This window comes from Curvibacter sp. GW821-FHT09D12, assembly GCF_059416245.1.
In genome coordinates this window covers 172,774-196,563 of the sequence record NZ_JBWKOU010000009.1, presented here as the reverse complement: position 1 = coordinate 196,563, position 23,790 = coordinate 172,774, and the positions used below count along the sequence as shown (strand labels likewise).

The 23,790-nt window shown below is 62.4% G+C and carries 20 protein-coding genes and 1 tRNA gene; 6 read left to right on the top strand and 15 right to left on the bottom strand.

The window, feature by feature from the left end; translation table 11 throughout:
• Complete coding sequence (locus tag AC07PT_RS16720) at nt 1-1,056, bottom strand: efflux RND transporter periplasmic adaptor subunit (protein WP_494657400.1); 1,056 nt, start codon at nt 1,054-1,056, stop codon at nt 1-3.
• A gap of 141 nt (nt 1,057-1,197) precedes the next feature.
• Between AC07PT_RS16720 and AC07PT_RS16715 the strand changes: the two genes are divergently transcribed.
• The 3 genes from AC07PT_RS16715 (at nt 1,198) to AC07PT_RS16705 (ending at nt 2,901) form a co-directional block, all read left to right on the top strand.
• The gene (locus AC07PT_RS16715; RefSeq protein ID WP_492346668.1) at nt 1,198-1,539 is read left to right on the top strand and encodes an ArsR/SmtB family transcription factor; all 342 of its coding nucleotides are present in this window, start codon (nt 1,198-1,200) and stop codon (nt 1,537-1,539) included.
• Between the two features lie 84 nt (nt 1,540-1,623).
• On the top strand, nt 1,624-2,217 hold the full coding sequence (locus AC07PT_RS16710; protein WP_494657399.1) for a putative pterin-binding protein: 594 nt from the start codon (nt 1,624-1,626) through the stop codon (nt 2,215-2,217).
• A gap of 111 nt (nt 2,218-2,328) precedes the next feature.
• Entirely contained in the window at nt 2,329-2,901 is a 573-nt protein-coding gene (locus AC07PT_RS16705; RefSeq protein ID WP_494657398.1) for a DUF2242 domain-containing protein, read from the top strand.
• On the opposite strand, the gene AC07PT_RS16700 is transcribed toward AC07PT_RS16705, so the two are convergent.
• From AC07PT_RS16700 to AC07PT_RS16645, 12 genes are all read right to left on the bottom strand, one after another.
• Nucleotides 2,885-6,742, bottom strand: coding sequence for a PAS domain-containing sensor histidine kinase (locus AC07PT_RS16700; RefSeq protein ID WP_494657397.1), 3,858 nt, complete (start codon nt 6,740-6,742; stop codon nt 2,885-2,887). The genes AC07PT_RS16705 and AC07PT_RS16700 overlap by 17 nt on opposite strands.
• Before the next feature lie 255 nt (nt 6,743-6,997).
• Nucleotides 6,998-7,072, bottom strand: a tRNA-Val gene (locus tag AC07PT_RS16695).
• 76 nt (nt 7,073-7,148) lie between these two features.
• A complete protein-coding gene (gene dnaQ / locus AC07PT_RS16690; protein ID WP_492346512.1) occupies nt 7,149-7,859 on the bottom strand; it encodes a DNA polymerase III subunit epsilon in 711 nt (236 codons plus the stop codon).
• Entirely contained in the window at nt 7,859-8,197 is a 339-nt protein-coding gene (gene fdx / locus AC07PT_RS16685; protein WP_492346511.1) for an ISC system 2Fe-2S type ferredoxin, read from the bottom strand. Before fdx ends, dnaQ begins: the two co-directional genes overlap by 1 nt.
• Before the next feature lie 52 nt (nt 8,198-8,249).
• The gene (hscA, locus tag AC07PT_RS16680; RefSeq protein ID WP_494657396.1) at nt 8,250-10,112 is read right to left on the bottom strand and encodes a Fe-S protein assembly chaperone HscA; all 1,863 of its coding nucleotides are present in this window, start codon (nt 10,110-10,112) and stop codon (nt 8,250-8,252) included.
• 54 nt (nt 10,113-10,166) lie between these two features.
• On the bottom strand, nt 10,167-10,685 hold the full coding sequence (gene hscB, locus AC07PT_RS16675) for a Fe-S protein assembly co-chaperone HscB (RefSeq protein ID WP_492346509.1): 519 nt from the start codon (nt 10,683-10,685) through the stop codon (nt 10,167-10,169).
• A gap of 87 nt (nt 10,686-10,772) precedes the next feature.
• Nucleotides 10,773-11,096 (bottom strand): iron-sulfur cluster assembly protein IscA, encoded by a 324-nt coding sequence (iscA, locus tag AC07PT_RS16670; protein WP_492346508.1) that lies wholly within the window; start codon nt 11,094-11,096, stop codon nt 10,773-10,775.
• A 3-nt stretch (nt 11,097-11,099) separates the two neighbouring features.
• Nucleotides 11,100-11,486, bottom strand: a complete 387-nt coding sequence (gene iscU, locus AC07PT_RS16665; protein WP_492346507.1) for a Fe-S cluster assembly scaffold IscU — start codon at nt 11,484-11,486, stop codon at nt 11,100-11,102.
• A gap of 33 nt (nt 11,487-11,519) precedes the next feature.
• A complete protein-coding gene (locus tag AC07PT_RS16660; RefSeq protein WP_492346506.1) occupies nt 11,520-12,740 on the bottom strand; it encodes an IscS subfamily cysteine desulfurase in 1,221 nt (406 codons plus the stop codon).
• 92 nt (nt 12,741-12,832) lie between these two features.
• Nucleotides 12,833-13,369, bottom strand: a complete 537-nt coding sequence (gene iscR / locus AC07PT_RS16655; protein WP_492346505.1) for a Fe-S cluster assembly transcriptional regulator IscR — start codon at nt 13,367-13,369, stop codon at nt 12,833-12,835.
• A gap of 301 nt (nt 13,370-13,670) precedes the next feature.
• A complete protein-coding gene (gene uvrB, locus AC07PT_RS16650) occupies nt 13,671-15,752 on the bottom strand; it encodes an excinuclease ABC subunit UvrB (protein ID WP_494657395.1) in 2,082 nt (693 codons plus the stop codon).
• Between the two features lie 98 nt (nt 15,753-15,850).
• Nucleotides 15,851-16,744, bottom strand: coding sequence for a hypothetical protein (locus AC07PT_RS16645; RefSeq protein ID WP_494657394.1), 894 nt, complete (start codon nt 16,742-16,744; stop codon nt 15,851-15,853).
• Nucleotides 16,745-16,930: 186 nt separating this feature from the next.
• On the opposite strand from AC07PT_RS16645, the gene AC07PT_RS16640 reads away from it, so the two are divergent.
• Nucleotides 16,931-18,127 carry an amino acid aminotransferase gene (locus tag AC07PT_RS16640; protein ID WP_494657393.1) on the top strand — a complete coding sequence of 399 codons (1,197 nt, stop codon included), beginning with the start codon at nt 16,931-16,933 and terminating at the stop codon, nt 18,125-18,127.
• A gap of 80 nt (nt 18,128-18,207) precedes the next feature.
• On the opposite strand, the gene ygiD is transcribed toward AC07PT_RS16640, so the two are convergent.
• Nucleotides 18,208-19,101 (bottom strand): 4,5-DOPA-extradiol-dioxygenase, encoded by an 894-nt coding sequence (gene ygiD / locus AC07PT_RS16635; protein ID WP_494657392.1) that lies wholly within the window; start codon nt 19,099-19,101, stop codon nt 18,208-18,210.
• 159 nt (nt 19,102-19,260) lie between these two features.
• Between ygiD and AC07PT_RS16630 the strand changes: the two genes are divergently transcribed.
• Nucleotides 19,261-20,730, top strand: a complete 1,470-nt coding sequence (locus AC07PT_RS16630; RefSeq protein ID WP_492346500.1) for a polyhydroxyalkanoate depolymerase — start codon at nt 19,261-19,263, stop codon at nt 20,728-20,730.
• A 7-nt stretch (nt 20,731-20,737) separates the two neighbouring features.
• Complete coding sequence (gene rsxB / locus AC07PT_RS16625) at nt 20,738-21,409, top strand: electron transport complex subunit RsxB (RefSeq protein WP_494657391.1); 672 nt, start codon at nt 20,738-20,740, stop codon at nt 21,407-21,409.
• Between the two features lie 19 nt (nt 21,410-21,428).
• Here rsxB and AC07PT_RS16620 read toward each other — a convergent pair whose 3' ends face one another.
• Nucleotides 21,429-23,726, bottom strand: coding sequence for a methyl-accepting chemotaxis protein (locus tag AC07PT_RS16620; protein ID WP_494657390.1), 2,298 nt, complete (start codon nt 23,724-23,726; stop codon nt 21,429-21,431).
• Nucleotides 23,727-23,790 lie beyond the last annotated feature (64 nt).

The window sequence follows — 23,790 nt, the reverse complement described above, 5'->3', positions numbered from 1 at the left end:
TCAGCGCACCTGGGCCGCAGCCTGGGGATCGAGGGCCACGGATTCGCCCTCGCGCAGGCCTGACAACACTTCCACCTGATCGCCGCGGGCTTCGCCCAGGCGCACCTGACGCAGCACCGGGCGACCCTGCGCCGCGAGGACATACACCGCCTGCAACTCTGCCCGCCGCAGCACGGCCGTTTGCGGCACATACAGCCTGGCAGGTGCCGCACCGGCCCCTGCAGCTGGCAGCCAGACGCGGGCAAAGCGGCCCGGGGCCAGCGCGCCAGACCGGTCGGCAGGCAGGGTCAGGCGCAGCGTGCGGGTATGACTGATCGGGTCGACTGCGGGCAACCACTGCCACTGCGGCGCCACAAACGCCGGCACGCCGTCCACCAGCACCCTGATCTGCCCCTGCAAAGCGCTGGAAGCGGTCAGGCCGGAGGCGAGCGACTCGGGCACTTGCACGCTGATGCGCAGTGAGGCCGGATCGAACAGGGTGAGCAAAGGTCGCCCTGGCGAGGCCAGGTCGCCCAGGGACAGGGGGAGCTCGCTGATCACGCCCGCATAGGGTGCGCTCACGCTGTAGTAACCCGACTGGGTGTGCGCGGCCGCAGTCTGTGCAGAGGTGGCACGCACCTGGGCCTCGGCCGCCTGCAGGGCGGCCTGGCTGCGCTCCAGGGCGGCCTGGCTGACGTATTGCTGCTCGAACAAGGCTTTCTGCCGCTGGTGTTCACGCAGGGCCTGGGCGGCCAGGGCCTTGGCCGCTTCCAACTGGGCCTGGCTCACGTCCACCCCCGATTGGGCGCCCCGTGCGTCCAGGCGCATCAGCAACTGACCGGTCTTGACGGTGTCACCCGCCTTCACCGGCAAAGCCACGATGGCCCCCTGGACCTGGGCGGCAATCACGGTCTGGCGCCCAGCCTCCACCACCGCATCGAGGGCCGTGGCCTGGGCCGCGCCCTTCACCACCGCGACCGGCACCGACCGCAGTGCCACCCGCTCAGCCGCCCCCAGCGGAAGGGTGGCAAGCAGGCCCAGAGAGAGCGCCAAAGTGGCAAGGGGTCGGAGTTTCATGGACAAAGGCTTTCGACGAAGAGAGGCATGGCGATGCGCTTTATTCATTATTTAGCTATTCAGTTAAATAAGCAAGTGATAGTATTCAAAACCAGTGAAGCTGGCCGCCATGGCCGGCTGCTGGTCATGGAAGAACTGACGATGGAAAACATGCCGCAAGAGGCCTTGGAAGAGGTCGCCGCCTACTTTCAGGTGCTGTCGGAACCGACCCGCTTGCAACTGCTGAACCTGCTGCGCGGTGGTGAGCACAATGTGGGCGACCTGGCCCAGGCCTGCGGCTTCACGCCGGCCAACATCTCGCGCCACCTGAGCCACCTGACCAAGCACGGCCTGGTCAGCCGCGAGGCGCGCGGCACCAGCGTTTACTACCGCATTGCGGATGAATCGGTCTACCAGCTGTGCGATCTGGTGTGCGGCAGCATCGCGCGCCAATACGAGCGGGCCCAGAAGCGACACACCGTGTTCGCGCGCGACGCCGATTGAGCCCCTGTGCACCCCGGGTCACATTGAAGCCGATACCAACGGCAGGCAAAATGGTGCGCGCCCGAAGCGGCGCGGAGAAACACCATGGAAAAAAGAGACTTCATGACCCTGGCCGGCCTGACCGGCCTGGCCCTCGGCACCCTGAACGCACCGGCCCGGGCCCAGCCTGCGGCCAGCGCAGAGCCCGTGCTGCTGACCGTGACAGGTGCGGTGGGCAAGCCCAACCGGGGTGCCCTCGACCACGCGTTGGACCAGATGATGGCCAAGCAAGGCATCGAGTTCAAACAGGCCACCACCTTCACCGCCAGCAGCCTGGCCCGGCTGCCAGCGATCAGCATCCGGCCCCGCCTGGAATACGACAGCAAACCCCATGAGCTGAGCGGCCCGCTGCTGACCACGGTGCTGGAAGCCGCCGGTGTGACCTTGCAGGCCAACCGCCCGATCGAACTGCGGGCCGTGGACGGCTACAACGTGATGCTGACGGTGGCCGAGATCCGCGACCGCCAGATGATCGTGGCCACCCACCTGGATGGCAAGCCGATGGGCCTGGGTGGGCTGGGACCGCAATGGGCGGTGTACGACCCCGAAAACATCCCTTCGCTCAAGGGCAAGCCGCTGAACGAAGGCTTTGCCAAGTGCCCTTGGGGCCTTTACCACATCGGCGTCAAGCCTGCGTGAACGACGGCTCGCGGGCGCTGGGTTTAGCGCCCGCTGGGCAGATGGGTGGCAGGATGGCGCAATAATGCCGGATGGGGCTCAGCCCTCCAACCTGTCGGCTTCATCGTTCCCATGACCCTGTTTTCGTTGCCGCCTGTGCATCTGGCCCACCGGGCCGCCCTGCCCCTGATCCTGCTGCTGGCCTTGTCGGGCTGCAGCCTGTTGAGCGGCAGCAAACCTGCGCCGGGCCACTCGGCCTACCAGGCGGAGCAGTTTCAGCCCAACGAGAATTTCTCGCGCCTGTTTGATGCCAGTGCGGAGACCACCTGCGAAGCGGCTCGCCGCGCCTTGTTGAGCCAGGGCTATGTGATCACCCAGGCCAAACCTTCCAGCATCAATGGGCAGAAAAGCTTTCAGCCCGATGGCGACACCCATCTGGAGATCACCTTCACCATCGTGTGCGTGCCAGACGGACGCGACAAGAACATCGCCACCGCCTATGTGACGGCGCAACAAGACCGCTATGCGGTGAAGAAAAGCAGCTCGGCCACCAGCGTGGGGGTGAGCGCGATCGGCTCCATTTCACTGCCGCTGTCGTCAACCCAGGACTCGATGGTGAAGGTGGGCTCGGAGACGATCCTGGCGGCCACGTTTTACGACCGGTTTTTTGGACTGGTGAGCCGCGAGGTCAAGGACCTGCGATGAAGCCCGCGGCCGGCAAGGCCTGCCCCGGCAGTTCGGCGAGCCCCGGGGTACCGACCACCGGCGCGTGCAAGGGCAGATCGATGCAGAAGCAGGTGCCCTGCTCCAACTCACTTTGCACGGTGATGTTGCCCCCCAGCACACGGGTCACCAGGGTCTGGCAGATGGCCAGCCCCAGGCCGGTGCCGCCCCGCCCCAGACGGGTGGTGTAGAACGGATCGAAGATGCGCCGCAGGGTGTCGGCCGACATGCCCCGCCCCTGGTCGCGCACCTCCAGGCGCACCCGGCCCTGCGGCAGGCTCCAGGCCCGGATCTGCACCTGCCCAGGGGGGCGGTCTTCGTAGGCATGCTCAATGGCATTGCTGAGCAGATTGAGCAAGACCTGCCCCAAAGGCCCCGGGTAGCTGTCGAACTGCAGATCGCCAGGCACCTGGGCCACCACCTGCAGACCGCCGCGGCGCAGCGTGGGCTGGTGCATTTGCAGGATCTCGCGCACCACCTCATCCAACATGAAATGGCGCCGCTGCAGGCTGGTCTGGTCGGCCGCCACCTGCTTGAAGGTGGCAATCAGATCCGCGGCGCGGCTGAGGTTCTTGAGCAGCATGCCCACCGCGTCGTGGGTCTGGCTGACGTGAAGGGCCAGGCCGCTTCGGGTGAGCCCCTGGCTGGCCACACGCCCGAATTGCTCGACCTCGGAGCGCAGCGTGGTGGCGACCAAGACACTGTTGCCGATCGGGGTGTTGAGCTCATGGGCCACCCCAGCCACCATGCGCCCCAGGGCCGCATGCTTTTCCGATCGCAGCAATTCGTCCTGGGTGCTGTGCAGCGAAGCCAGTGCCTCGGTCAGCTCGTGGTTGGCTTGGGTGAGGGCCTGGGTGCGTTGGGTGACCGCGGCCTCCAGAAGGTGGTTCATCTGCTCCATCTGTTGACGGGCTCGGCGTTGGTCGGTGATGTCCACAATGCCGAACAGGTAGCTGCGCTGGCCTTCAAGATCGAGGGTGCGGCCGGAGGCCACACAGTCGAGGACCTCGCCATTGCTGCGCCGAAGGGCAATCTCCAATTCGTCAACTGCGCCGTCACGGCGCAAGGTTTCATACAGACGGTCACGGTCCAGCGCCGAGACAAACAGACCGAACTCGGTGGAACCATGGCCGACCACCTGTTCGGGCGCATAGCCAAACAGGCGCAGCCAGCTGCGGTTGACGTCGAGGTAGAGCCCGCTGTCGCCGATCACGGCCAGGGCGGCCGGGGAATCCTGGAACAGCAGTGCCAGGCGTCGCTCGCTGGCTTGCAGCGAGGCCTGGGCCATTTTTTCTTCGACGATGCTGCGGTTGACCCCCAACAGGCCGGTGAGCTCGCCGGACTCATCGAACAACGGGATCTTGACGCTGTGGAAGGGCACCATGGCGCCATCGGGTCCGGCCAGCTCAGCTTCAGGCTGCACCAAGGTCTGCCGGTGTTGATAAACCCAATCATCGTCGTCGAGTGATTTGCTGCGCACCCGCTGGGCCACAGGCAGGGCATTGGTGTGCTGCAGCAATTGTTGCTTGGTGCTGCCCATGAAGTTGGCCATCCACTGGTTGACCAGCAGGTAGTTGGACTCGGTGTCCTTGACGAAGATGCCCATGGGGATGGCGTCGACCACGCGCTCCAGCAGGCGCCGGCTGTTGCGCAGCTCTTCTTCGGCCCGTTTGCGCTCGGTGATGTCCACCAGTTGGCTTTGCCACGCCGCCTGCCCTTGCCAGGACACGGGCTGCATGTAGGTGAGCACGGTGCGAACCTCACCCGAAGGGTGGCGCAGGTCCATTTCAAGCCCTTCGATCCGCCCTTCGCGTTGCAGGCGCTGCAGCAAGCGGTCTCGCGCCGGTGTGTCGGCATGCAGGTTCAGGTCACGGATGTTGTGGCTGAGCAATTGCTCGCGGGAGTGCCCCACCAGGCGGCACAGGGCGTCGTTGCAAGCCAGCGTGTGCCCGAAATCGAGGGTGGAGAAAATGCGGGCCGGCGTGGGGCTGCCATAGAAGGCCGATTCAAAGCCTTGCTGCAGCGCGCGCAAGGCTTCTTCGGCCCGATGCCGCTCGGTGATGTCGATGCCCATGCACACCAGACGCACCTGGCCATCGAACTCGGGCAGGCGAAACAGCGAACACAGCTGCCAGCGAGGCTCACCGTCGGGGGTGGTGATGCCCAACTCAAAACTCTGCGCCGGGCCTTCGTGGCACAGCTGCTGGAAAGCCTGCTGCCATTGGACGCGGCCGGCCGAGCTGGCGTCGGCCCAACCCGGCACCAGGTCTGGCAGGGTCTGCCCCAGGGCCCTGGGATTGGCGATCCCATAGAACTGCTCGGAGGCACTGTTCCAATACAGCACACGGCCTTGCAGGTCGTACTGTTGCACGGCCACCGCGGGCGTGTTGTCCAACAAGGCCTGCAGCCGGGTTTCACTGAGCACCAGGGCCTCTCGCGCCAGCTCTGCAGCCGTGATGTTCTGCCACACGCCTACCATGCGCGCCCCATCCGGGTCACGAACAACCTGGGCCCTGACCAATGCCCACTGAAGGTCACCCGTGGGTGCAAGAAGGCGGTACTGGGTGTTCAGAAGACCACTGATCCAGGCCTCTTCGACCGCCCGTGCAACGGCGGGCTGGTCATCGGGGTGGATGAACTGGCGAGAGAACTCAGACCAATTCCAGGGCGACACCAGGCTGGCCAACGGGCTGTGGCTCATGCGCAGGGGTTGCTCGTCATCGGCGCCCCAGCGCACCAGATCGGTGGCACGGTCCAGCTCCCAATAGATCAGACCGGCCACTTCAACGGCCAGCCGCCAGCGTTGGCGGCTTTCAAGCACCAGTTGGGCCTGCCGATGCTGCCGCGTGATGTCGCGCATCTGGCCGAACCAGCCGATCACGGCGCCTGGGGCCTGAGCTGGCTCCCCCTCGCCTGCCGTCTGAGGGAGGGAACCCGCACGCTCGGGCACCAGATGCAACAAGATGGTTCGGGGTGACTGGCCCCCCCAGGACACGACGATTTCCTCGCGCACGTCCTCGCCACGCAGCACGCGCTCGATCAAGGGACGCATCGTGTCGCAGATGTCTGCATCCCACAGATCTTGCATGCGGCAGCCCACCAGCTCTGTCGGATGCCGGCCCAGGGCCTTGGCATAGCGCTGGTTGACCCACCGGCAGCGCCCGTCCTGGCCCCAGTGCGAGAGCATGGAGGGCACGTGTTCGGCGATGTTCTCGAAGTGACGGCTGCGCGCCTCGTAGCGTTGACGGGCCAGGGCCAGACCGATCAGTTGCTGTTCGCCATCGCGAAACACCTGGTAGAAAAGATAGGCGCACAGGCCAAACGCAAGCACCCAGCCGGACAGGGTGCGCTGCAAGGTCAATAGGGGCAACTCAGCAAAAGAGCCCAAGCCATGCAGCTCGAACGCCAGCATGGCCCCCAGGGACAGCAGCATTGACGCCAGCATGGTCCGACGGCCCAGCATCCAGCCGCTCAGGGCTCCGATCATGATGTAGGCGCCGGCCAGCAAAGAGCGATCCAGCGCGGTGAACACGGCGGCACACGCCATCCACGCCATGACCCCCACCCATAGGCACCAAGCTGCAGCACGCCAGGCTGCGGCGCGCAAGCACAACAGCGTGCCAACGGCGCCCAACAGGGCTGCCAGCAGGCCGGGCGCCGCCAAGGACAACGGTACTTGCGCAATCCACTGACTCAAGCCCATCAGCAGAGCGCTGCCGGACACCAGCCAGGCCAGGCGCCGCAAATGACGCTCCGCCAAGTCTGCGCGCAGCAAGGCCATGGCGGCACCGGCATCGGACATCAAAGCTTCTTCGTGAGCCATTACACCGTTCCAGGAGAGGGGCCCGGCCCCGAACACATGAAGACAAAGCCGCCCGACAGCAACCCAGGCCCTCAGGCGCAACCTGTCTGAGGGCAGGCAAGCAGATGATAGGTGGCCGAAGACCCCTGAGGGGCCCGGCACAACCCGAATGCAGGGCCGGCGCAGGAAAATGAGGCAGAAAACAAAAAACCCCGAGAAGTCGTTTAGACTTTCGGGGTTTTTGCGCTGACTGCATCGGCATGCAATCAGCAGTGTTGGTGGGCGATACATGGATCGAACATGTGACCCCTGCAGTGTGAATGCAGTGCTCTACCGCTGAGCTAATCGCCCTTGCCGCTTATCGTGTTGCGCTTTACTTATCGTTTAGTGCTTCACCGCGTCAAGAACTCTATTATGGCACAGTTTTTTAGCTGTTTTCGAAAGTTCGCCAAATTGTTTTGCCGCCACTCGATTTATCGAGCTGGGCCATGACATCGGCGTGCGCAGCCAGCTCTTGCTCGCTGGCGTCCAGCACCGGCAGCTCGATGCCGCTCAGATCGAAAGCCACCATCTGGGTCTGGGTTTCCTCCTCGGAGCCGGCGTCGATCAGCAAGGCATCCTGGCCTCGCGTCATGTAGACGTACACATCCGCCAGCAGCTCGGCATCGAGCAAGGCGCCGTGCAGGGTACGACCGGTGTTGTCGACCCCCAGACGCTCACACAATCCATTCAGCGAATTGCGCTTGCCTGGGTACATCTCCTTGGCAAGGGCCAGGGTGTCGATCACGCCCGAGACATAACTCTTCAAAGGAGGGCGGCCCAGCAGCTCCAGCTCTTTGTTGAGGAAGCCGACGTCGAAGGCTGCGTTGTGGATGATCAGCTCGGAGCCCTGGATGTAATCCAGGAACTCGTCGACCACCGCCGCGAACTTGGGTTTGTCACGCAGAAACTCGGTGGTCAGGCCGTGGATGCGCAACGCATCCTCATGGCTGTCCCGCTCGGGGTTCAGGTAGTAATGCAGGTTGCGGCCCGTCAGCTTGCGGTTGACGAGCTCGACACAGCCGATTTCAATCACCCGGTCGCCGTTCTCGGCGGACAGGCCGGTGGTCTCGGTGTCAAAGACGATCTGGCGCGACATCAGTGGTTCTCTTTGGCGTGGTTGATCGTGTATTTGGGGATTTCAATCGTCAGATTGTCTCGGGCCACGATGGCCTGGCAACTGAGGCGTGACTGAGGCTCCAGGCCCCAGGCACGGTCCAGCAGGTCTTCCTCGGTTTCCTCAGGCTCGTTGAGTGAGTTGAAGCCCTCGCGCACGATCACGTGGCAGGTGGTGCAGGCGCAGCTCATGTCGCAGGCATGCTCGATGTGGATGTCGTTGTCGAGCAGTGCCTCACAGATGTTGGTGCCGGTGGCCACCTTGATTTCGGTGCCTTCGGGACAGTACTCGGGGTGGGGCAAGATTTTGATGACGGGCATGGCGGTGGATCGGTAAAGGGTTGGGCCTTGATTTCGGACGTCCGGCTGGGGCTCAGAGCGAGTCGACCTGGCGGCCAGCCAGGGCCTGCTGGATGCCCCTGTTCATGCGGCTGGCCGCAAAGGCTTCGGTGCCCTTGGCCAGGGCCTCGGTGGCGGCTTCGATGGCCTTGGCCTCCTCCAGCAACTTGGCCGCCAGGGCAGCTTCAATCAAGCTGTCCAGGGTGGCACGCTCGGCGTCTGACAACAGATCGCCATCGGCTTTCAAGGCACTGCGGGTGGCCAGCACCATGCGGTCGGCCTCCAGACGGGCTTCGGCCAGGGCACGGGCCTGCATGTCCTGCTGCGCGGTGCTGAAGCTGTCTTGCAGCATGCGGGCGATTTGTTCATCGGACAGACCATAGGACGGCTTGACTTCGATCGCCGCCTCGACACCGCTGATCATCTCGCGAGCCGCCACTTGCAGCAGGCCGTCGGCGTCCACCGTGAAGGTGACCCGGATGCGCGCAGCGCCTGCCGCCATCGGCGGAATCCCGCGCAACTCAAAGCGCGCCAGACTGCGGCAATCGGCAACCAGATCGCGCTCACCCTGCACCACATGCAAGGCCAGGGCGGTCTGGCCATCCTGGTAGGTGGTGAAGTCTTGCGCCATCGCGGTCGGAATGGTCTGGTTGCGCGGCACGATGCGCTCCACCAACCCGCCCATGGTCTCCAGCCCCAGCGACAGCGGAATCACATCGAGCAGCAACAAATCACCGCTGTGATCATTGCCGGCCAGTTGGTTGGCCTGGACGGCGGCCCCCAGGGCCACCACCTCGTCGGGGTTGAGGTTGTTGAGCGGGGCCTTGCCAAAGTAATCGTGCACGGCCTGCTGCACCTGGGGCATGCGGGTGGAGCCCCCGACCATGACCACCCCCTGCACCTCGTCACGCTCAAGTTGTGCATCACGCAAGGCTTTTCGAACCGCTGCGAGGGTGCGGGCGGTCAAGGCCTCGGTTGCGACATGGAAATCACTGCGGCGCACCGCCTGGCGCAAGGAGCCGGTACTCAGGTCGGCCACGAAATCGACGGCTTCGGCCTGCGTGAGTGCCTCTTTGCAGGCCCGCGCTGCCACCCTCAGGCGGGCCAGGTCATGCACGTCGGCGGTCTGGACACCGGTCTGCGCCAGCACCCACGCGGCCAAGGCTTGATCGTAGTCATCCCCGCCCAGGGCCGAATCGCCCCCGGTGGCAATCACCTCGAACACGCCCCGGGTCAGGCGCAGGATGGAGATGTCAAAGGTGCCGCCACCCAGGTCGTACACGGCATAGATGCCCTCGCTGGCGTTGTCCAGGCCATAAGCGATGGCTGCGGCAGTGGGTTCGTTGATCAGGCGCAGCAACTTGATGCCGGCAAGCTGGGCCGCATCCTTGGTGGCCTGGCGCTGGGCATCATCGAAATAGGCCGGCACGGTGATGACGGCACCATACAGGTCGTCGTTGAAGCTGTCCTCTGCCCGGTAGCGCAGGGTGGCCAGGATTTCTGCGCTGATCTCGACAGGCGACTTGACGCCGGCAACCGTCTGCAGGCTGACCATGCCCTGCCCCGCTTCACCCACAAATTGGTAGGGCAGGCGCGAGACGTCCTTGAGGTCGTTCAGGCCGCGCCCCATGAAGCGTTTCACCGAGACGATGGTGTTCCGGGGGTCGGTGGACTGGGCCGGCAGCGCATCAAAACCAATCTGGCGCCCTCCCCCGTCCAGGTAACGGACGGCCGACGGCAAGATGACCCGCCCCTGGGCATCGGGCAGGCATTCGGCCACGCCATTGCGCATGGCGGCCACCAGCGAATGGGTGGTGCCCAGGTCGATGCCCACGGCAATGCGACGCTGGTGGGGATCGGGAGACTGACCGGGCTCGGAAATCTGGAGAAGCGCCATGGAATTCTTTTCGGGTTCGGGGAATGTGGCAAACGCCACAAATGCGACAAACGCTTATTGTCCCAGTTGATCCAGCCGGGACTCAATGTCGCGCTCAAATCGCGCAATGAACATGAGGGCTCTGACCTGCTGGGCAGCAGCAGCAAACTGCTGTTCATCGTCCAGCAGGCGGCGGCAGGCCTCGATGGCCTGGGCCCGTGCAGCCCGCACTTCCGCATCCAGTCCATTCAGGGCAGCGGCGCTGCTCGCATCGTCGAGCGCTTCACGCCACTCCATCTGCTGCATCAGGAAGGCGGCGGGCATGGCGGTGTTGTTCTCCGCCTCGATGGGGGCGCCGCGCAACTCGCACAGGTAGGCAGCGCGACGCAGCGGGTCTTTCAAGCGCTGGTAGGCCTCATTGATGCGCACCGACCATTGCATGGCCACTCGTTGAGCCGCCCCACCTTGCGCAGCAAAACGGTCGGGATGGGCCTCGCGCTGCAGGTCTTTCCAGCGCTGATCGAGCGCCGCACGCTCTTGGGCGAAGCGCTCGGGCACGCCGAACAACTCGAAATCATTGGATTGCAGGTTCATGGCATTCAGTAAAAAACCGCCAGCACGCAGGTGAAGGCGGTTTCATCAAGCAAGAGGCCGGCCAATGCCGGCCGGCACAGCCCGGTGTCAGACCCGGAAGCTTTCGCCGCAGCCGCAACGATCGCGTTCGTTGGGGTTGTTGAAGCGGAAACCTTCGTTGAGGCCCTCACGCACAAAGTCGAGCTCGGTGCCGTCGATGTAGGCCAGGCTCTTGGGGTCGATCAGCACCTTGACACCATGGCCTTCAAAGACGATGTCTTCAGGGGCCATGTCGTCGACATACTCCAGCTTGTAAGCCAGGCCAGAGCAGCCGGTGGTCTTGACGCCCAGCCGAACGCCAATGCCCTTGCCCCGTCGGGACAGGTATCGACTCACATGCCGGGCAGCCGCTTCAGTCAGGGTCACAGCCATGGTTTACTGCGTGTGCTTTTGTCGGTAGTCGCTCACTGCAGCCTTGATGGCGTCTTCAGCCAGGATGGAGCAGTGGATCTTCACAGGCGGCAGGGCCAGTTCTTCGGCGATCTGGCTGTTTTTAAGCGCAGCCGCCTCATCCAGCGTCTTGCCCTTGACCCACTCGGTGACCAGTGAGCTCGATGCGATGGCAGAGCCACAACCGTAGGTCTTGAAGCGTGCATCTTCGATCACGCCGGTCTGCGGGTTCACCTTGATCTGCAGCTTCATCACGTCGCCGCAGGCCGGTGCGCCCACCATGCCGGTGCCCACCGATTCATCACCCTTGTCAAAAGAGCCCACGTTGCGCGGGTTTTCGTAGTGGTCTACCACTTTTTCAGAATAAGCCATGGCCAGGTCCTCAGTTCTTGATGGGGCGTGCGCTCAGTGCGCGGCCCATTGGATGGTGCTCAGATCGACGCCGTCCTTGTACATCTCCCACAGCGGGCTGAGCTCGCGCAGGCGGGTGACGTTTTCGCGGATGGTGCCGATGGCGTAATCGATTTCTTCCTCGGTCGTGAAACGGCCGATGGTCATGCGCAGGCTGCTGTGAGCCAACTCGTCACTGCGACCCAGGGCGCGCAACACATAGCTGGGCTCCAGGCTGGCAGAGGTGCAGGCCGAACCCGATGACACGGCCAGGCCTTTGATGCCCATGATCAACGACTCGCCTTCAACAAAGTTGAAGCTCATGTTGAGGTTCTGCGGCACGCGGTGCTCCAGGCTGCCATTGATGAACACCTGTTCGATGTCCTTCAGGCCGTTGAGCAGGCGTTGCTGCAAGGCGTAGGCCTTGGCATTGCCTTCCGCCATCTCGGCCTTGGCGATGCGGAAAGCCTCGCCCATGCCAACGATCTGGTGGGTGGGCAAGGTACCCGAACGCATGCCGCGCTCATGGCCACCGCCATGGATTTGAGCTTCAAGACGGACACGGGGCTTGCGACGCACATACAACGCGCCGACGCCCTTGGGGCCGTAGGTTTTGTGGGCCGTCATGCTCATCAGGTCGATGGGCAACTTGTTCATGTCGATCTCGACACGACCTGTGGCCTGGGCTGCATCAACGTGCAGCAGGATGCCTTTTTCGCGGCACAGGGCGCCGATCGCCGGAATGTCCTGGATGACACCGATCTCGTTGTTGACGAACAAGACGCTGATCAGGATGGTGTCAGGACGAATCGCTGCCTTGAGGGCCTCGAGGTCCAGCAGACCATCTTCCTGGACATCCATGTAGGTCACATCAAAGCCCTGGCGCTCCAACTCGCGCATGGTGTCAAGCACGGCCTTGTGTTCGGTCTTCAGGGTGATGAGGTGCTTACCCTTGCCCTTGTAGAACTGGGCTGCGCCCTTGAGGGCCAGGTTGATGGATTCGGTGGCACCGCTGGTCCAGACGATTTCACGCGGGTCAGCACCGATCAGGTCGGCAACCTGGCCGCGGGCCTTTTCGATCGCTTCTTCGGCTTCCCAACCCCAGGCATGGCTGCGCGAGGCGGCATTGCCAAAATGCTCACGCAACCACGGGATCATCGCATCGACAACACGGGGGTCGACGGGCGTGGTAGCACCGTAGTCAAGGTAAATGGGGAAATGAGGGGTCATGTCCATGGCTGGCTCTATCAAAACTGGCTTGCTTGCTGAATAGCAACAGCAATCGGGTAAACCGGCGGCGCCCGCAGAGCGCGCCGGCGTTCAAAACATCACGATTTGGCGAAGACGTTGCCCAAGGCAAACACCGAATTCGGCGCATTGACGCGAATGGGCTTGACCACCGGCGTGCTCGAAATGGCACGGCGCAGCACAGGCTTGTCCTCGACCTGCACACCCTTGGCAATCTGCTCTTCGACCAGCTTCTGCAGCGTGACCGAATCGAGAAACTCAACCATGCGCTGGTTCAGGGCCGACCACAACTCGTGCGTCATGCAACGGCCCGCTTCGCCCAGGCAGTTTTCCTTGCCACCGCATTGGGTGGCGTCAATGGGTTCGTCGACCGACACGATGATGTCGGCCACAGTGATGTCAGACGCCTTGCGACCCAGGGTGTAGCCACCGCCAGGCCCGCGGGTGGACTCGACCAGTTCATGCCGGCGCAGCTTGCCGAACAACTGTTCCAGGTAGGACAGCGAAATCTGCTGGCGCTGGCTGATGGCAGCCAGGGTGACCGGGCCATTGTTCTGGCGCAATGCCAGGTCGATCATCGCGGTCACCGCAAAGCGGCCTTTGGTTGTGAGACGCATATCAAGCTCCTTCATCAGGCTTGGTCTTGTTTCAAATGCCTTGCAGCGGTGTGCCGCAGGCTCCGTCCTCACCCCGTTACCGGCTCTTGGGGCCGGCCCTTCATCGTTCTGGGTTCTTGACTGTTTGCGTCAAGTATATCACTAAGGCCAAATTAAACAGTCAGGTAAAAATACCAAACAGTCACAATTCAATCAATTGGGTCGATAGTACAAACAAATCGAGTGTCTGACCATCGGTTTGTTAGCCCAATTGGAAGGCCTGGCTTGATGTTTGAACGGCCTTGCCCCGATTGAGTTCCAGTTACTTTCGCAGAGGCAAAACCACCACGTTGTCGGTGCCTGCGGCACCGAAAGCCCGCTCCCGGAGCAAGGCCAACTGGTCTCGCGCCTGGGCCGCCTTTTCGAACTCGAGGTTGCGCGCGTGTTCCAGCATCTCTTTCTCGAGCCGCTTGATTTCGCGCGCAATGTCCTTCTCGCCCATCTCCTCGACACGGGCCTTCTGCAGGGCAGACTGCTCAAGCTTCTCGGCTTCGCGTCCACTTTTTTCGCTGTAAACGCCGTCGATCAGATCTCGCACCTGCTTGACAATGCTGCGCGGCGTGATGCCGTGCTCCTCGTTGTAGGCGATCTGTTTGAGGCGCCGGCGCTCGGTCTCACCCATCGCTTTGCGCATGGACTCGGTGATGCGGTCCGCATACAGGATGGCACGCCCATTCAGGTTGCGGGCAGCCCGGCCAATGGTCTGGATCAGAGAACGCTCGGCACGCAGAAAACCCTCCTTATCGGCATCCAGAATGGCCACAAGAGACACCTCGGGGATGTCCAGGCCCTCGCGTAGCAGGTTGATGCCCACCAGAACATCGAACACACCCAGGCGCAGATCCCGCAAGATCTCAACCCGCTCCACGGTATCCACATCGCTGTGCAAGTAGCGCACCTTGACGCCGTTGTCCGACAGGTAATCGGTCAACTGCTCGGCCATGCGCTTGGTGAGGGTGGTGATCAGCACCCGTTCGTTCTTGTCGACCCGGATGCGGATCTCCTGCAACACATCATCCACCTGATGGGTGGCGGGGCGCACCTCCACCACGGGATCAACCAGGCCGGTCGGGCGCACCACCTGCTCGACCACTTGACCAGCATGCTCAATCTCGTAGTTGGCCGGGGTGGCGGACACAAAGATGATCTGGCGCATGCGCTTTTCGAACTCTTCGAACTTCAGCGGGCGGTTGTCCAGGGCCGACGGCAGGCGAAAGCCATACTCGACCAGCGTGGTTTTGCGGGCCCGATCGCCGTTGTACATGCCGCCCAACTGCCCGATCAGCACATGGCTTTCGTCCAGGAACATGATGGCGTCCTTGGGCAGGTAGTCGGTCAGTGTGGAGGGCGGCTCGCCCGGCGCGGCGCCCGACAGATGCCTGGTGTAGTTTTCGATGCCCTTGCAATGCCCCACTTCGCTGAGCATCTCCAGGTCGAAACGGGTGCGCTGCTCCAGCCGCTGCGCCTCCACCAGCTTGCCCATGCCCACCAGCTCTTTGAGGCGGGCGGACAGCTCTTCCTTGATGGTTTCCACTGCTGCCAGCACCCGGTCCCGCGGGGTCACGTAGTGGCTGGAAGGGTAGACCGTGAAGCGCGGAATCTTCTGGCGGATGCGCCCGGTCAAGGGATCGAACAACTGGAGGGTCTCGATCTCGTCATCGAACAACTCGATGCGGATGGCCAGCTCGCTGTGCTCGGCGGGAAAGATGTCGATGGTGTCACCACGCACACGGAACTTGCCGCGCGAAAACTCCATCTCGTTGCGCTGGTACTGCATGCGGATCAGTTGCGCAATGATGTCGCGCTGCCCCAGCTTGTCGCCCACACGCAGCGTCATCACCATCCGGTGATAACTTTCAGGCTCGCCAATGCCATAAATGGCCGACACCGTGGCCACGATCACCACATCACGACGCTCAATGATGCTTTTGGTGCAAGACAAGCGCATCTGCTCGATGTGCTCGTTGATGGCCGAGTCTTTCTCGATGAACAGGTCGCGCTGCGGCACATAGGCCTCAGGCTGGTAGTAGTCGTAGTAGCTGACGAAGTACTCCACAGCGTTCTTCGGAAAGAACTCACGGAACTCGCTGTACAACTGCGCCGCCAGGGTCTTGTTGGGCGCAAACACGATGGCCGGACGCCCCAGACGGGCGATCACATTGGCCATGGTGAAGGTCTTGCCAGACCCGGTCACCCCCAGCAAGGTCTGGAACACCTCGCCATCGAGCACGCCGTCAACCAACTGATTGATGGCGGTCGGCTGATCACCCGCTGGCGGGTAGGGTTGGAACAACTCGAAGGGCGAGTCGGGGAAGGTGACGAACTGACCCAGATCTGAATTCAACGCAACAGCCCCTCACACGATAGTTCATCAAGTGTACGCGTTGGCTCAGATTCATTGAACGCAAGCAGTGCAAGTCCCTGCCTGGAATACAGCCTTGGCTATTGAGAAATCAACTCAACATAAGCCGCCACGGCCGCTTCATTCTCAGCAGAGATAGCATTCTCTTCACGCAATACAATTCCGGTTCCCACACCACCAGCAGTTGTAAGGCGGCGAATCCATGACACCTGATCTACCGAACCCATGATATTAGAGAGCCCCTCACCCTCGTTTACGCTGTAGACAAAGCGATAGGCTGCGAGCAATTGCCCGGAAGAATTGATTTTGACGCAAATCACCCCGCCGGCGAAACTTCCCCGGACTTGATGTTCGCAGCCAAACATACCATTCGAAGATATCACCAAACCATTACCATTGCTTGTGGCACTGCTTAACGTGGTCAGCGAAACAACTTCCGCATTCAAACCAGCGCTTCCCATGCTTGAGAATGACCAGATGCCGATCAAGCTGGAAGGCACGGCACCATAGCCAAAGTTGAAACGTGAGATTGCCACTTCGCTCTCACCGGGCAACTGAATGAAACCAGTGACGCCACTGGTGAACCTAACATTCATCCGCCCCACAACCCTATCCAGCGTGCCCGACATGGGCGCGCTACCGAGATAACGACCTCCCGTAAATCGCTGAAGATCGGACGAACCTGAGTTATTCAACAAAGGCCCCACCGCCAAATAAAAGGTTGGCTGCCCACTGGCCTCGTAAGCATACATCTGAAGCACAAACGTGTTGTTCTGAACATCCAATGCTAGACCACGCCCAGGACGGCCATCAACTTCAGACGTTACCACCCAAGTGCCCGCCTGCGGCATAAAAGCATGAGCCGCAGAGGACAAAATAAAGCACATAAAAAATAGAATTTTTTTCACGACCACTCCCTTAAGTTTTAAATCAGGGTAATAGTCTACCTTATGTAAAGAGTTGGTATCAACCAAAATGACTCATTGAAAGATGAGTTTCGATTACAGAACAGTCCCGTGCCAGGCATCGGCAGATTCAGGGCAGCCCTCACGCCCAGCACGTCAACACCCAGAACGGGCGTGCCGGAGCGATGGCTGTAAAATGCCGTCCGGCGTTGCACAACAGCGCCCCTCGAAACCCCATCACTTCACACAAGCACCATGTCTCTTTTCACCGCCGTCGAGATGGCTCCTCGCGATCCGATCCTGGGCCTCAACGAGCAATTCGCAGCCGACACCAACCCCAACAAGGTCAACCTCGGCGTGGGCGTCTATTTCGATGACAACGGCAAGCTGCCCCTGCTGCAGTGCGTGCAGGCAGCCGAAAAGGCCATGATGGAAAAGCCGTCCGCCCGCGGTTACCTGCCCATCGACGGCATCGCCGCCTATGACGCAGCCGTGAAGAGCCTGGTGTTCGGCGCCGACAGCGAGCCTGTCACCTCGGGACGCGTGGCCACGGTGCAAGGCATCGGCGGCACGGGCGGCTTGAAGATCGGCGCCGACTTCCTGAAGAAGGTCAGCCCCGACGCCAAGGTGCTGATCTCCGACCCCAGTTGGGAAAACCACCGCGCGCTGTTCACCAACGCCGGCTTCACGGTCGAGTCTTATGCCTATTACGACGCCGAAAAGCGTGGCGTGAACTTTGAAGGCATGCTGGCCTCATTGAATGCTGCCGCCCCGGGCACCATCGTGGTCCTGCACGCCTGCTGCCACAACCCCACGGGTTACGACATCACTGCCGCCCAATGGGATCAAGTGATCGCTGTCGTCAAGGCCAAAAACCTGACCCCCTTCCTGGACATGGCCTACCAGGGCTTTGGCCACGGCATTGCTGAAGACGGCGCCGTGATCGGCAAGTTCGTGGCTGCCGGCCTGAGCTTCTTTGTGTCCACCTCGTTCTCCAAGAGCTTCAGCCTGTACGGCGAGCGCGTGGGCGCCTTGTCGGTGCTGTGCGCCGACAAGGAAGAAGCTTCGCGCGTGCTGTCGCAACTCAAGATCGTGATCCGCACCAACTATTCCAACCCGCCCATTCACGGCGGCGCTGTGGTGGCCGCCGTGCTGGGCAACCCCGAACTGCGCGCCCTGTGGGAGCAGGAACTTGGCGAGATGCGCGTTCGCATCAAGGCCATGCGTCAAAAGCTGGTGGACGGCCTGAAGGCTGCCGGCGTGCAGCAGGACATGAGCTTCATCACCACCCAGATCGGCATGTTCAGCTACTCCGGCCTGAACAAGGACCAGATGGTGCGCCTGCGCAGCGAATTCGGCGTGTACGGCACCGACACCGGCCGCATGTGCGTGGCCGCGCTCAACAGCAAGAACATCGACTACGTCTGCCAGGCGATTGCCAAGGTGGCCTGAGTTCTCTGAATCCTCAGGGGCAAGGCCTGCCCCTGCCCGATTCACATCAACCGCCCATGGGCGGTTTTTTTATTGCTGGATCAGCCCCAGACAACTGAGCGCATCGAAATCGAGGCCGACTGGAAATCGGCATTGAACATGCGGGGCATTTCAGTGCGCCTGGCCGCCCCTGCAGCGTAGAGCAGGGGCCAATAATGCTCATGCGTCGGATGCGCCAGGCGGGCCACCTCGCCCTGCCCCTGGAAATCGACCAATGCCTCCAGCTCGCCCCGCTGCAGATGGCCCTGCACCCAGCCATCGAACTGATGTGCCCAATCGTAGGCCTGGGTGCTCGGGGTATCCCGCCTTGCGGCACGCAGGTTGTGCACCGCGTTGCCACTGCCCACGACCAGCACCCCGCGTTCGCGCAAAGCACCCAACTGCTGTCCCAAGGCGAAATGCTCGGACGCAGGCCGGCTGCCATCCATGCTCAGTTGGACCACGGGGATGTCCGCGCGCGGAAACATGGGTTTGAGCACTGACCATGTGCCGTGATCAAAACCCCAGCGATCCTGATCAAGTTGCAACTCTGGTTTCAAAATACCATCGCGCAGGGCCTTGGCCAGGGCCGGTGCGCCGGGCGCAGGGTATTGCTGATCGAACAAGGCCTGCGGAAAGCCACCAAAGTCGTGGATCGTGCGAGGCCGGCTCATGGCCGTGAGCCAAAAGCCATCGGTCACCCAATGCGCTGAGATGCAAAGAATCAATGCCGGCTTCGGATAGCGTCGCCCGAACTCAGCCCCCAATTGGGCCCAGGCGCGACTGTAAGCGTTGTCCCCCAAGGCATTCATGGGGCTCCCATGCCCCAGAAACAGCACCGGCATGCGCGGGGTCTGCGGCATGCCCGACCAAGCCGAAGCCAGGGCCGACCAAGACAGGGCGGGCGCCAAAGCGCCGACGCCGGCAAGGGCTGACAAACAGGATCTGCGCTTCATGGCGCGCTCAACGAAGAGTTCATCTGAAGCAGATTCAACACCCACAAAACAGTTCCCTACAAAGAAATTTGACGCAATATTGGTGTTTTCACTCCAGACAAGTCCACCCGATCACTGGTATATTTGCTGCAGTGCAACATAACGATCTCAGGTCGCCCCATGCTTTATCAGCTCTATGAAACTCAACGCTCCATGATGGAGCCGTTTGCCGATTTCGCCCAGGCTGCCTCCAAGCTCTACAGCAACCCGCTGTCGCCCTTGAGCCAGGCCCCCATGGCGCAACGCATGTCTGCAGGCTACGACCTGCTGTACCGACTGGGCAAGGATTACGAAAAGCCGGTGTTCGGCATCACCACAGTCGATGTGGATGGTGTGGGTGTGGCCATTCACGAGCGGGTGGAGATCGACAAGCCGTTTTGTGAGTTGCGCCGTTTCAAGCGCTTCTCGGATGATCCGGCGACGCTGACCAAGCTCAAGGGCCAGCCCGTGGTGTTGATTGTGGCACCGCTTTCGGGCCACTACGCCACCTTGCTGCGCGACACCGTGCGCACCATGCTGAAAGACCACAAGGTCTACATCACCGACTGGAAGAATGCTCGCCTGGTGCCCATGAGCGAAGGTGAATTCCATCTCGACGACTACATCAATTACGTGCAGGAGTTCATTCGCCACCTGCAGGCCACCTATGGCAACTGCCATGTGATCAGCGTGTGCCAGCCCACCGTACCGGTGCTGGCTGCCGTGTCGCTGATGGCTTCGCGCAAGGAACAGCTCCCGCTGTCGATGACCATGATGGGTGGCCCGATTGACGCCAGCAAGTCGCCCACGTCGGTCAACAACCTCGCCACCAACAAGAGCTTCGAGTGGTTTGAGAACAATGTGATCTACCGTGTGCCTCACAACTTCCCTGGGGCTGGCCGTCGCGTCTACCCGGGCTTTCTGCAGCACACGGGCTTTGTGGCCATGAACCCGGACCGCCACGCCACCAGCCACTACGACTACTTCAAGGACCTGATCAAGGGCGACGACGCCAGTGTCGAGGCCCATCGCAAGTTCTATGACGAGTACAACGCGGTGCTCGACATGGATGCGGATTACTACCTGGAAACCATCCAGACCGTGTTCCAGGACTTCAAGCTGGTCAAGGGCACCTGGGATGTGCGCAGCGAGAAAGGCGTGGTCGAGCGCGTGCGTCCACAAGACATCCGCAACACCGGCCTGCTGACCGTTGAAGGCGAACTGGACGATATCTCGGGCTCCGGCCAGACCGCTGCCGCCCACGATCTGTGCAGCGGCATTGAAGCCGGTCACCGCAAGCACCTGGAGGCCAAGGGCGCAGGCCATTACGGCATCTTCAGTGGCCGCCGCTGGCGCGAGGTGGTGTACCCCACCGTGAAGCGCTTCATCCTGGACCACCAGGCCACTGCGGCGTCTGGTGGCCGCGCGACGGCAGAAGCTGCCGGCAAGGCCGTCGTGCCCAGCACGCCCGTCAAGGCCACCGCACCCGCCAAGGCCGTGGCGGAGACACTTGGCAAGCCCACAGCCCGCGCCAAGACCGCCAGCAGCGCCAAGGCGAGTGCCAAGCCCTCGTCCACCAAGGCCGCCCGCGGCCCTTCAGCCAAGGCTTGAGCGCGCGGTGCAGGATCTGATTTCGCGCCTGCATGCGGCGCTGCCCCAGACCCAGTGCACCCGCTGCGGCTACCCTGATTGCGAAGCCTACGCCACGGCAGTGGCCAAGGGCGATGCTGGCATCAATCAATGCCCGCCCGGTGGCGCAGAAGGCGTTGCCCGGCTGGCGGCCATCACCGCTCGGCCATGGGTTCCCCTGAGCCCGGAGCACGGCACAGAGGGGCCGCGCACCGTGGCATTCATCGACGAGGCCTGGTGCATTGGCTGCACCCTGTGCTTGAAAGCCTGCCCCACCGACGCCATTCTGGGCAGCAACAAGCAGATGCACACCGTGATCGAGCCCTGGTGCACCGGCTGCGAGCTGTGCATCCCGGTCTGCCCGGTCGATTGCATTGAGTTGGAGGTAGCCAGCGGCGAACGCACCGGCTGGGCCGCCTGGTCAGAAGCCGAGGCGCAAATTGCCGTGCAACGCTACCGCCAGCATCAGGCTCGGCAGGCCCGCGAGCAAGCTGAAAACGATGCCCGTTTGCAGGCCGAAGCCCAGGCCAAGCTTCAGGACATCAGCGCCCACTCGCGCCTGAGCGATCCGACCCAACTGGAGCGCAAACGCGCCTTGATCGAAGCCGCCCTGCAAAAGGCCCGAGCCCGCCGCAGCCCAGGCAGCAACGGCGAAGAATGAGCCCCAGGCGCCGCCACGCTCAGGCGACGGCCAATGACTTGTAAACCCCGCACCCGATGTACAGACCAGGCTGAGACAAGGCCTGCACAAAAGACATCTTGGTCTGCATGCGCCCTGTGGCCGGATTGGTGATGTCGTATTCGACCCAGCCCGGCGCCACCCTGGCACGGTCGATGATGTTGTTCAGCAGCACCTCGCCCTGGATGCCTGGGATGTCCTTGACATTGCTGCCCACCTTGGCTGGATTGCCGCCAAACGCCCGGTAAGCCCCCGACTCGTCCAGCACAAACACATACATGTCCCGGTCATGGAAAGGCTGAGCCGGATCGGTGATCTGGCGCATCAACTGCTCTGCTGACATCCCCTGGCCCAACTTGGCTGCACGCTGCACCAAGGCCTGCGCCTCTTCGGCCGTGCCCTGCTGCAAGGCAAAAGAGGCCACCGATGCCGACAAGGTGGCAGCGCGGTGCTCCAGCAAAGACGTCTCCTGCACCGACGACTCCACCATTTGTGCATTGCGCTGGGTGATCTGGTCAAGTTGCTGGATGGCCAGCGTGATCTCGCTCAGGCTGGCGCTCTGCTCAGTACTCAAGGATGAAATCTCAGCCATGCTGCTGGCCACCGATCGAATGCCTTCGGTGATGCTGCCGATGCTGGTACCTGCGGCACGGATCAGCGCAACACTGCCCTCCACCTGCTCCGAGGAAGCGCTGATCAGTTGACGGATCTCACGCGCCGATGCGGCTGAGCGCTGGGCCAACGAGCGCACCTCGGCAGCCACCACGGCAAAGCCCCTGCCTTGCTCACCCGCACGGGCCGCCTCCACGGCCGCATTGAGCGCGAGGATGTTGGTCTGAAAGGCCAAGCTGTCGATCACACCGATGATTTCGCTCATCTTGTGGGCGCTTTGCTGCATGCCCTCGACTGAGGCCACCGCACGGGACATCGCAGACGCCCCTGCCTCGGCGTCGTCACGCACCTGGGCCGCACGGGCGTTGGCTTGTTGTGCAATGCCTGCGTTGTGCTCGACCGTGCTGGCCAGTTCTTCGACGCTGGCTGCAGTCTGCTCCAGGTTGGCGGCCTGCTGCTCGGTGCGATCTGACAAGTCCTTGCTGCTCACGGCCAGACTGCCCCCGGCATGGGACACCAGGGCCGAATTGCTGCGCACATCAGCCACCATGCCCGACAGGGTGTGTGACATGGCACGCAACAAGTCGGCCAGCTCGCCCAGTTCATCACGCCCGTTGACAGCCAGGTGAATCTGCAAATCACCCTCAGCCAGTTGGTGCATCACCGCAATCATGGCGCGGAAGCTCAGAACAAAACTGCGGTAGAAGGACATCAGCAGGTACAGCAGCAGGGCGATGCCCAGCACCGTGACCCCCAGTGCCGTGTTGCGCTGCAAAACGAGGGTGCTTGCCCGCTTTTGAAGCAGGTCGTCAATACTGCCCAACACCTTGTTGCTCAGGGCCTGGGCGTCACCGATCGCCTTGGTACCACTGGCGAAAAAGTCGCTGGGCGGCAGGCGTGGCTCAGCCACATCCCCGCTGACCGGAAAGGCCTGGCGGGCCAGGCGCAGAAAGTCATTGCTGCTGGCCAAGGTATTGGCCGCCGACCCCAGGTCTGCCTGGCGTTGCTGCAGGGTCTGCAAGGCAAATTCCACATCACGCAGTTCGCCCCCCAGGTTGTCGAGCAGCACATGAAGGCGTCCAATGCTCAGGGCGGTGGGTTGAGCCTGTGTCAGCAAGCCAGCGCCGGTGCCGCGCACCAGGCCCAGGCGCTCCGTCCAGGGGATGATGCGCGACACACTCATGTCGATCAGCAGGTAGGTCACCGGATCAGGGTCGAACAGCAGGCCGGAGTGTTCGGCCGTCTCATAGGCCATCCGGCGCAATTCATCGATCAGGGCCGAATGCTCGGCAAAGCTGGCCGCCGCGGCCCCCTGACGCAGCTGTGGCAATTGCTCCAGGCGGGGCCGAATGCGGCTCCAGGTGGCGTTCATGTTCAAACCGCCCTGCCCTTGCACCGCCGTCTCCACCTCGGCCATGCCTTGCTTCAGGCCTTGCGCACTCTGTTCCAGCGCCGGCGCAATCGACGCATTGCCAGACAGCAGGATGTTCATCTGCCCCCGGTGGGTCTGTGTCAAAGCCACCAGGCGCGCCACGGGTGCCAGCACCTGCACGCCGGCCTGCTCACTCTGAATGAACTCGATGTCCTCATGAAAACGCTGCAGCAGTTGCAGACACACCAACAGCAACGGGACCAGCAGCATGGCGGAGAGCAGCAGCAACTTGGCCGGCAAGCGCATGCGGGACATCAAGGCGACACCGGGTCCCCAAATAGAAAGCGTTTTCATGGCATGTGTCCCCTAAGCGTCACGG

Bases quoted from the DNA above. Each gene is read 5' to 3' on its own strand.
- AC07PT_RS16720 (WP_494657400.1), bottom strand. From the start codon at position 1,056: ATGAAACTCCGACCCCTTGCCACTTTGGCGCTCTCTCTGGGCCTGCTT.
- AC07PT_RS16715 (WP_492346668.1), top strand. From the start codon at position 1,198: ATGGAAAACATGCCGCAAGAGGCCTTGGAAGAGGTCGCCGCCTACTTT.
- AC07PT_RS16710 (WP_494657399.1), top strand. From the start codon at position 1,624: ATGGAAAAAAGAGACTTCATGACCCTGGCCGGCCTGACCGGCCTGGCC.
- AC07PT_RS16705 (WP_494657398.1), top strand. From the start codon at position 2,329: ATGACCCTGTTTTCGTTGCCGCCTGTGCATCTGGCCCACCGGGCCGCC.
- AC07PT_RS16700 (WP_494657397.1), bottom strand. From the start codon at position 6,742: ATGGCTCACGAAGAAGCTTTGATGTCCGATGCCGGTGCCGCCATGGCC.
- dnaQ (WP_492346512.1), bottom strand. From the start codon at position 7,859: ATGTCGCGCCAGATCGTCTTTGACACCGAGACCACCGGCCTGTCCGCC.
- fdx (WP_492346511.1), bottom strand. From the start codon at position 8,197: ATGCCCGTCATCAAAATCTTGCCCCACCCCGAGTACTGTCCCGAAGGC.
- hscA (WP_494657396.1), bottom strand. From the start codon at position 10,112: ATGGCGCTTCTCCAGATTTCCGAGCCCGGTCAGTCTCCCGATCCCCAC.
- hscB (WP_492346509.1), bottom strand. From the start codon at position 10,685: ATGAACCTGCAATCCAATGATTTCGAGTTGTTCGGCGTGCCCGAGCGC.
- iscA (WP_492346508.1), bottom strand. From the start codon at position 11,096: ATGGCTGTGACCCTGACTGAAGCGGCTGCCCGGCATGTGAGTCGATAC.
- iscU (WP_492346507.1), bottom strand. From the start codon at position 11,486: ATGGCTTATTCTGAAAAAGTGGTAGACCACTACGAAAACCCGCGCAAC.
- AC07PT_RS16660 (WP_492346506.1), bottom strand. From the start codon at position 12,740: ATGGACATGACCCCTCATTTCCCCATTTACCTTGACTACGGTGCTACC.
- iscR (WP_492346505.1), bottom strand. From the start codon at position 13,369: ATGCGTCTCACAACCAAAGGCCGCTTTGCGGTGACCGCGATGATCGAC.
- AC07PT_RS16640 (WP_494657393.1), top strand. From the start codon at position 16,931: ATGTCTCTTTTCACCGCCGTCGAGATGGCTCCTCGCGATCCGATCCTG.
- ygiD (WP_494657392.1), bottom strand. From the start codon at position 19,101: ATGAAGCGCAGATCCTGTTTGTCAGCCCTTGCCGGCGTCGGCGCTTTG.
- AC07PT_RS16630 (WP_492346500.1), top strand. From the start codon at position 19,261: ATGCTTTATCAGCTCTATGAAACTCAACGCTCCATGATGGAGCCGTTT.
- AC07PT_RS16620 (WP_494657390.1), bottom strand. From the start codon at position 23,726: ATGTCCCGCATGCGCTTGCCGGCCAAGTTGCTGCTGCTCTCCGCCATG.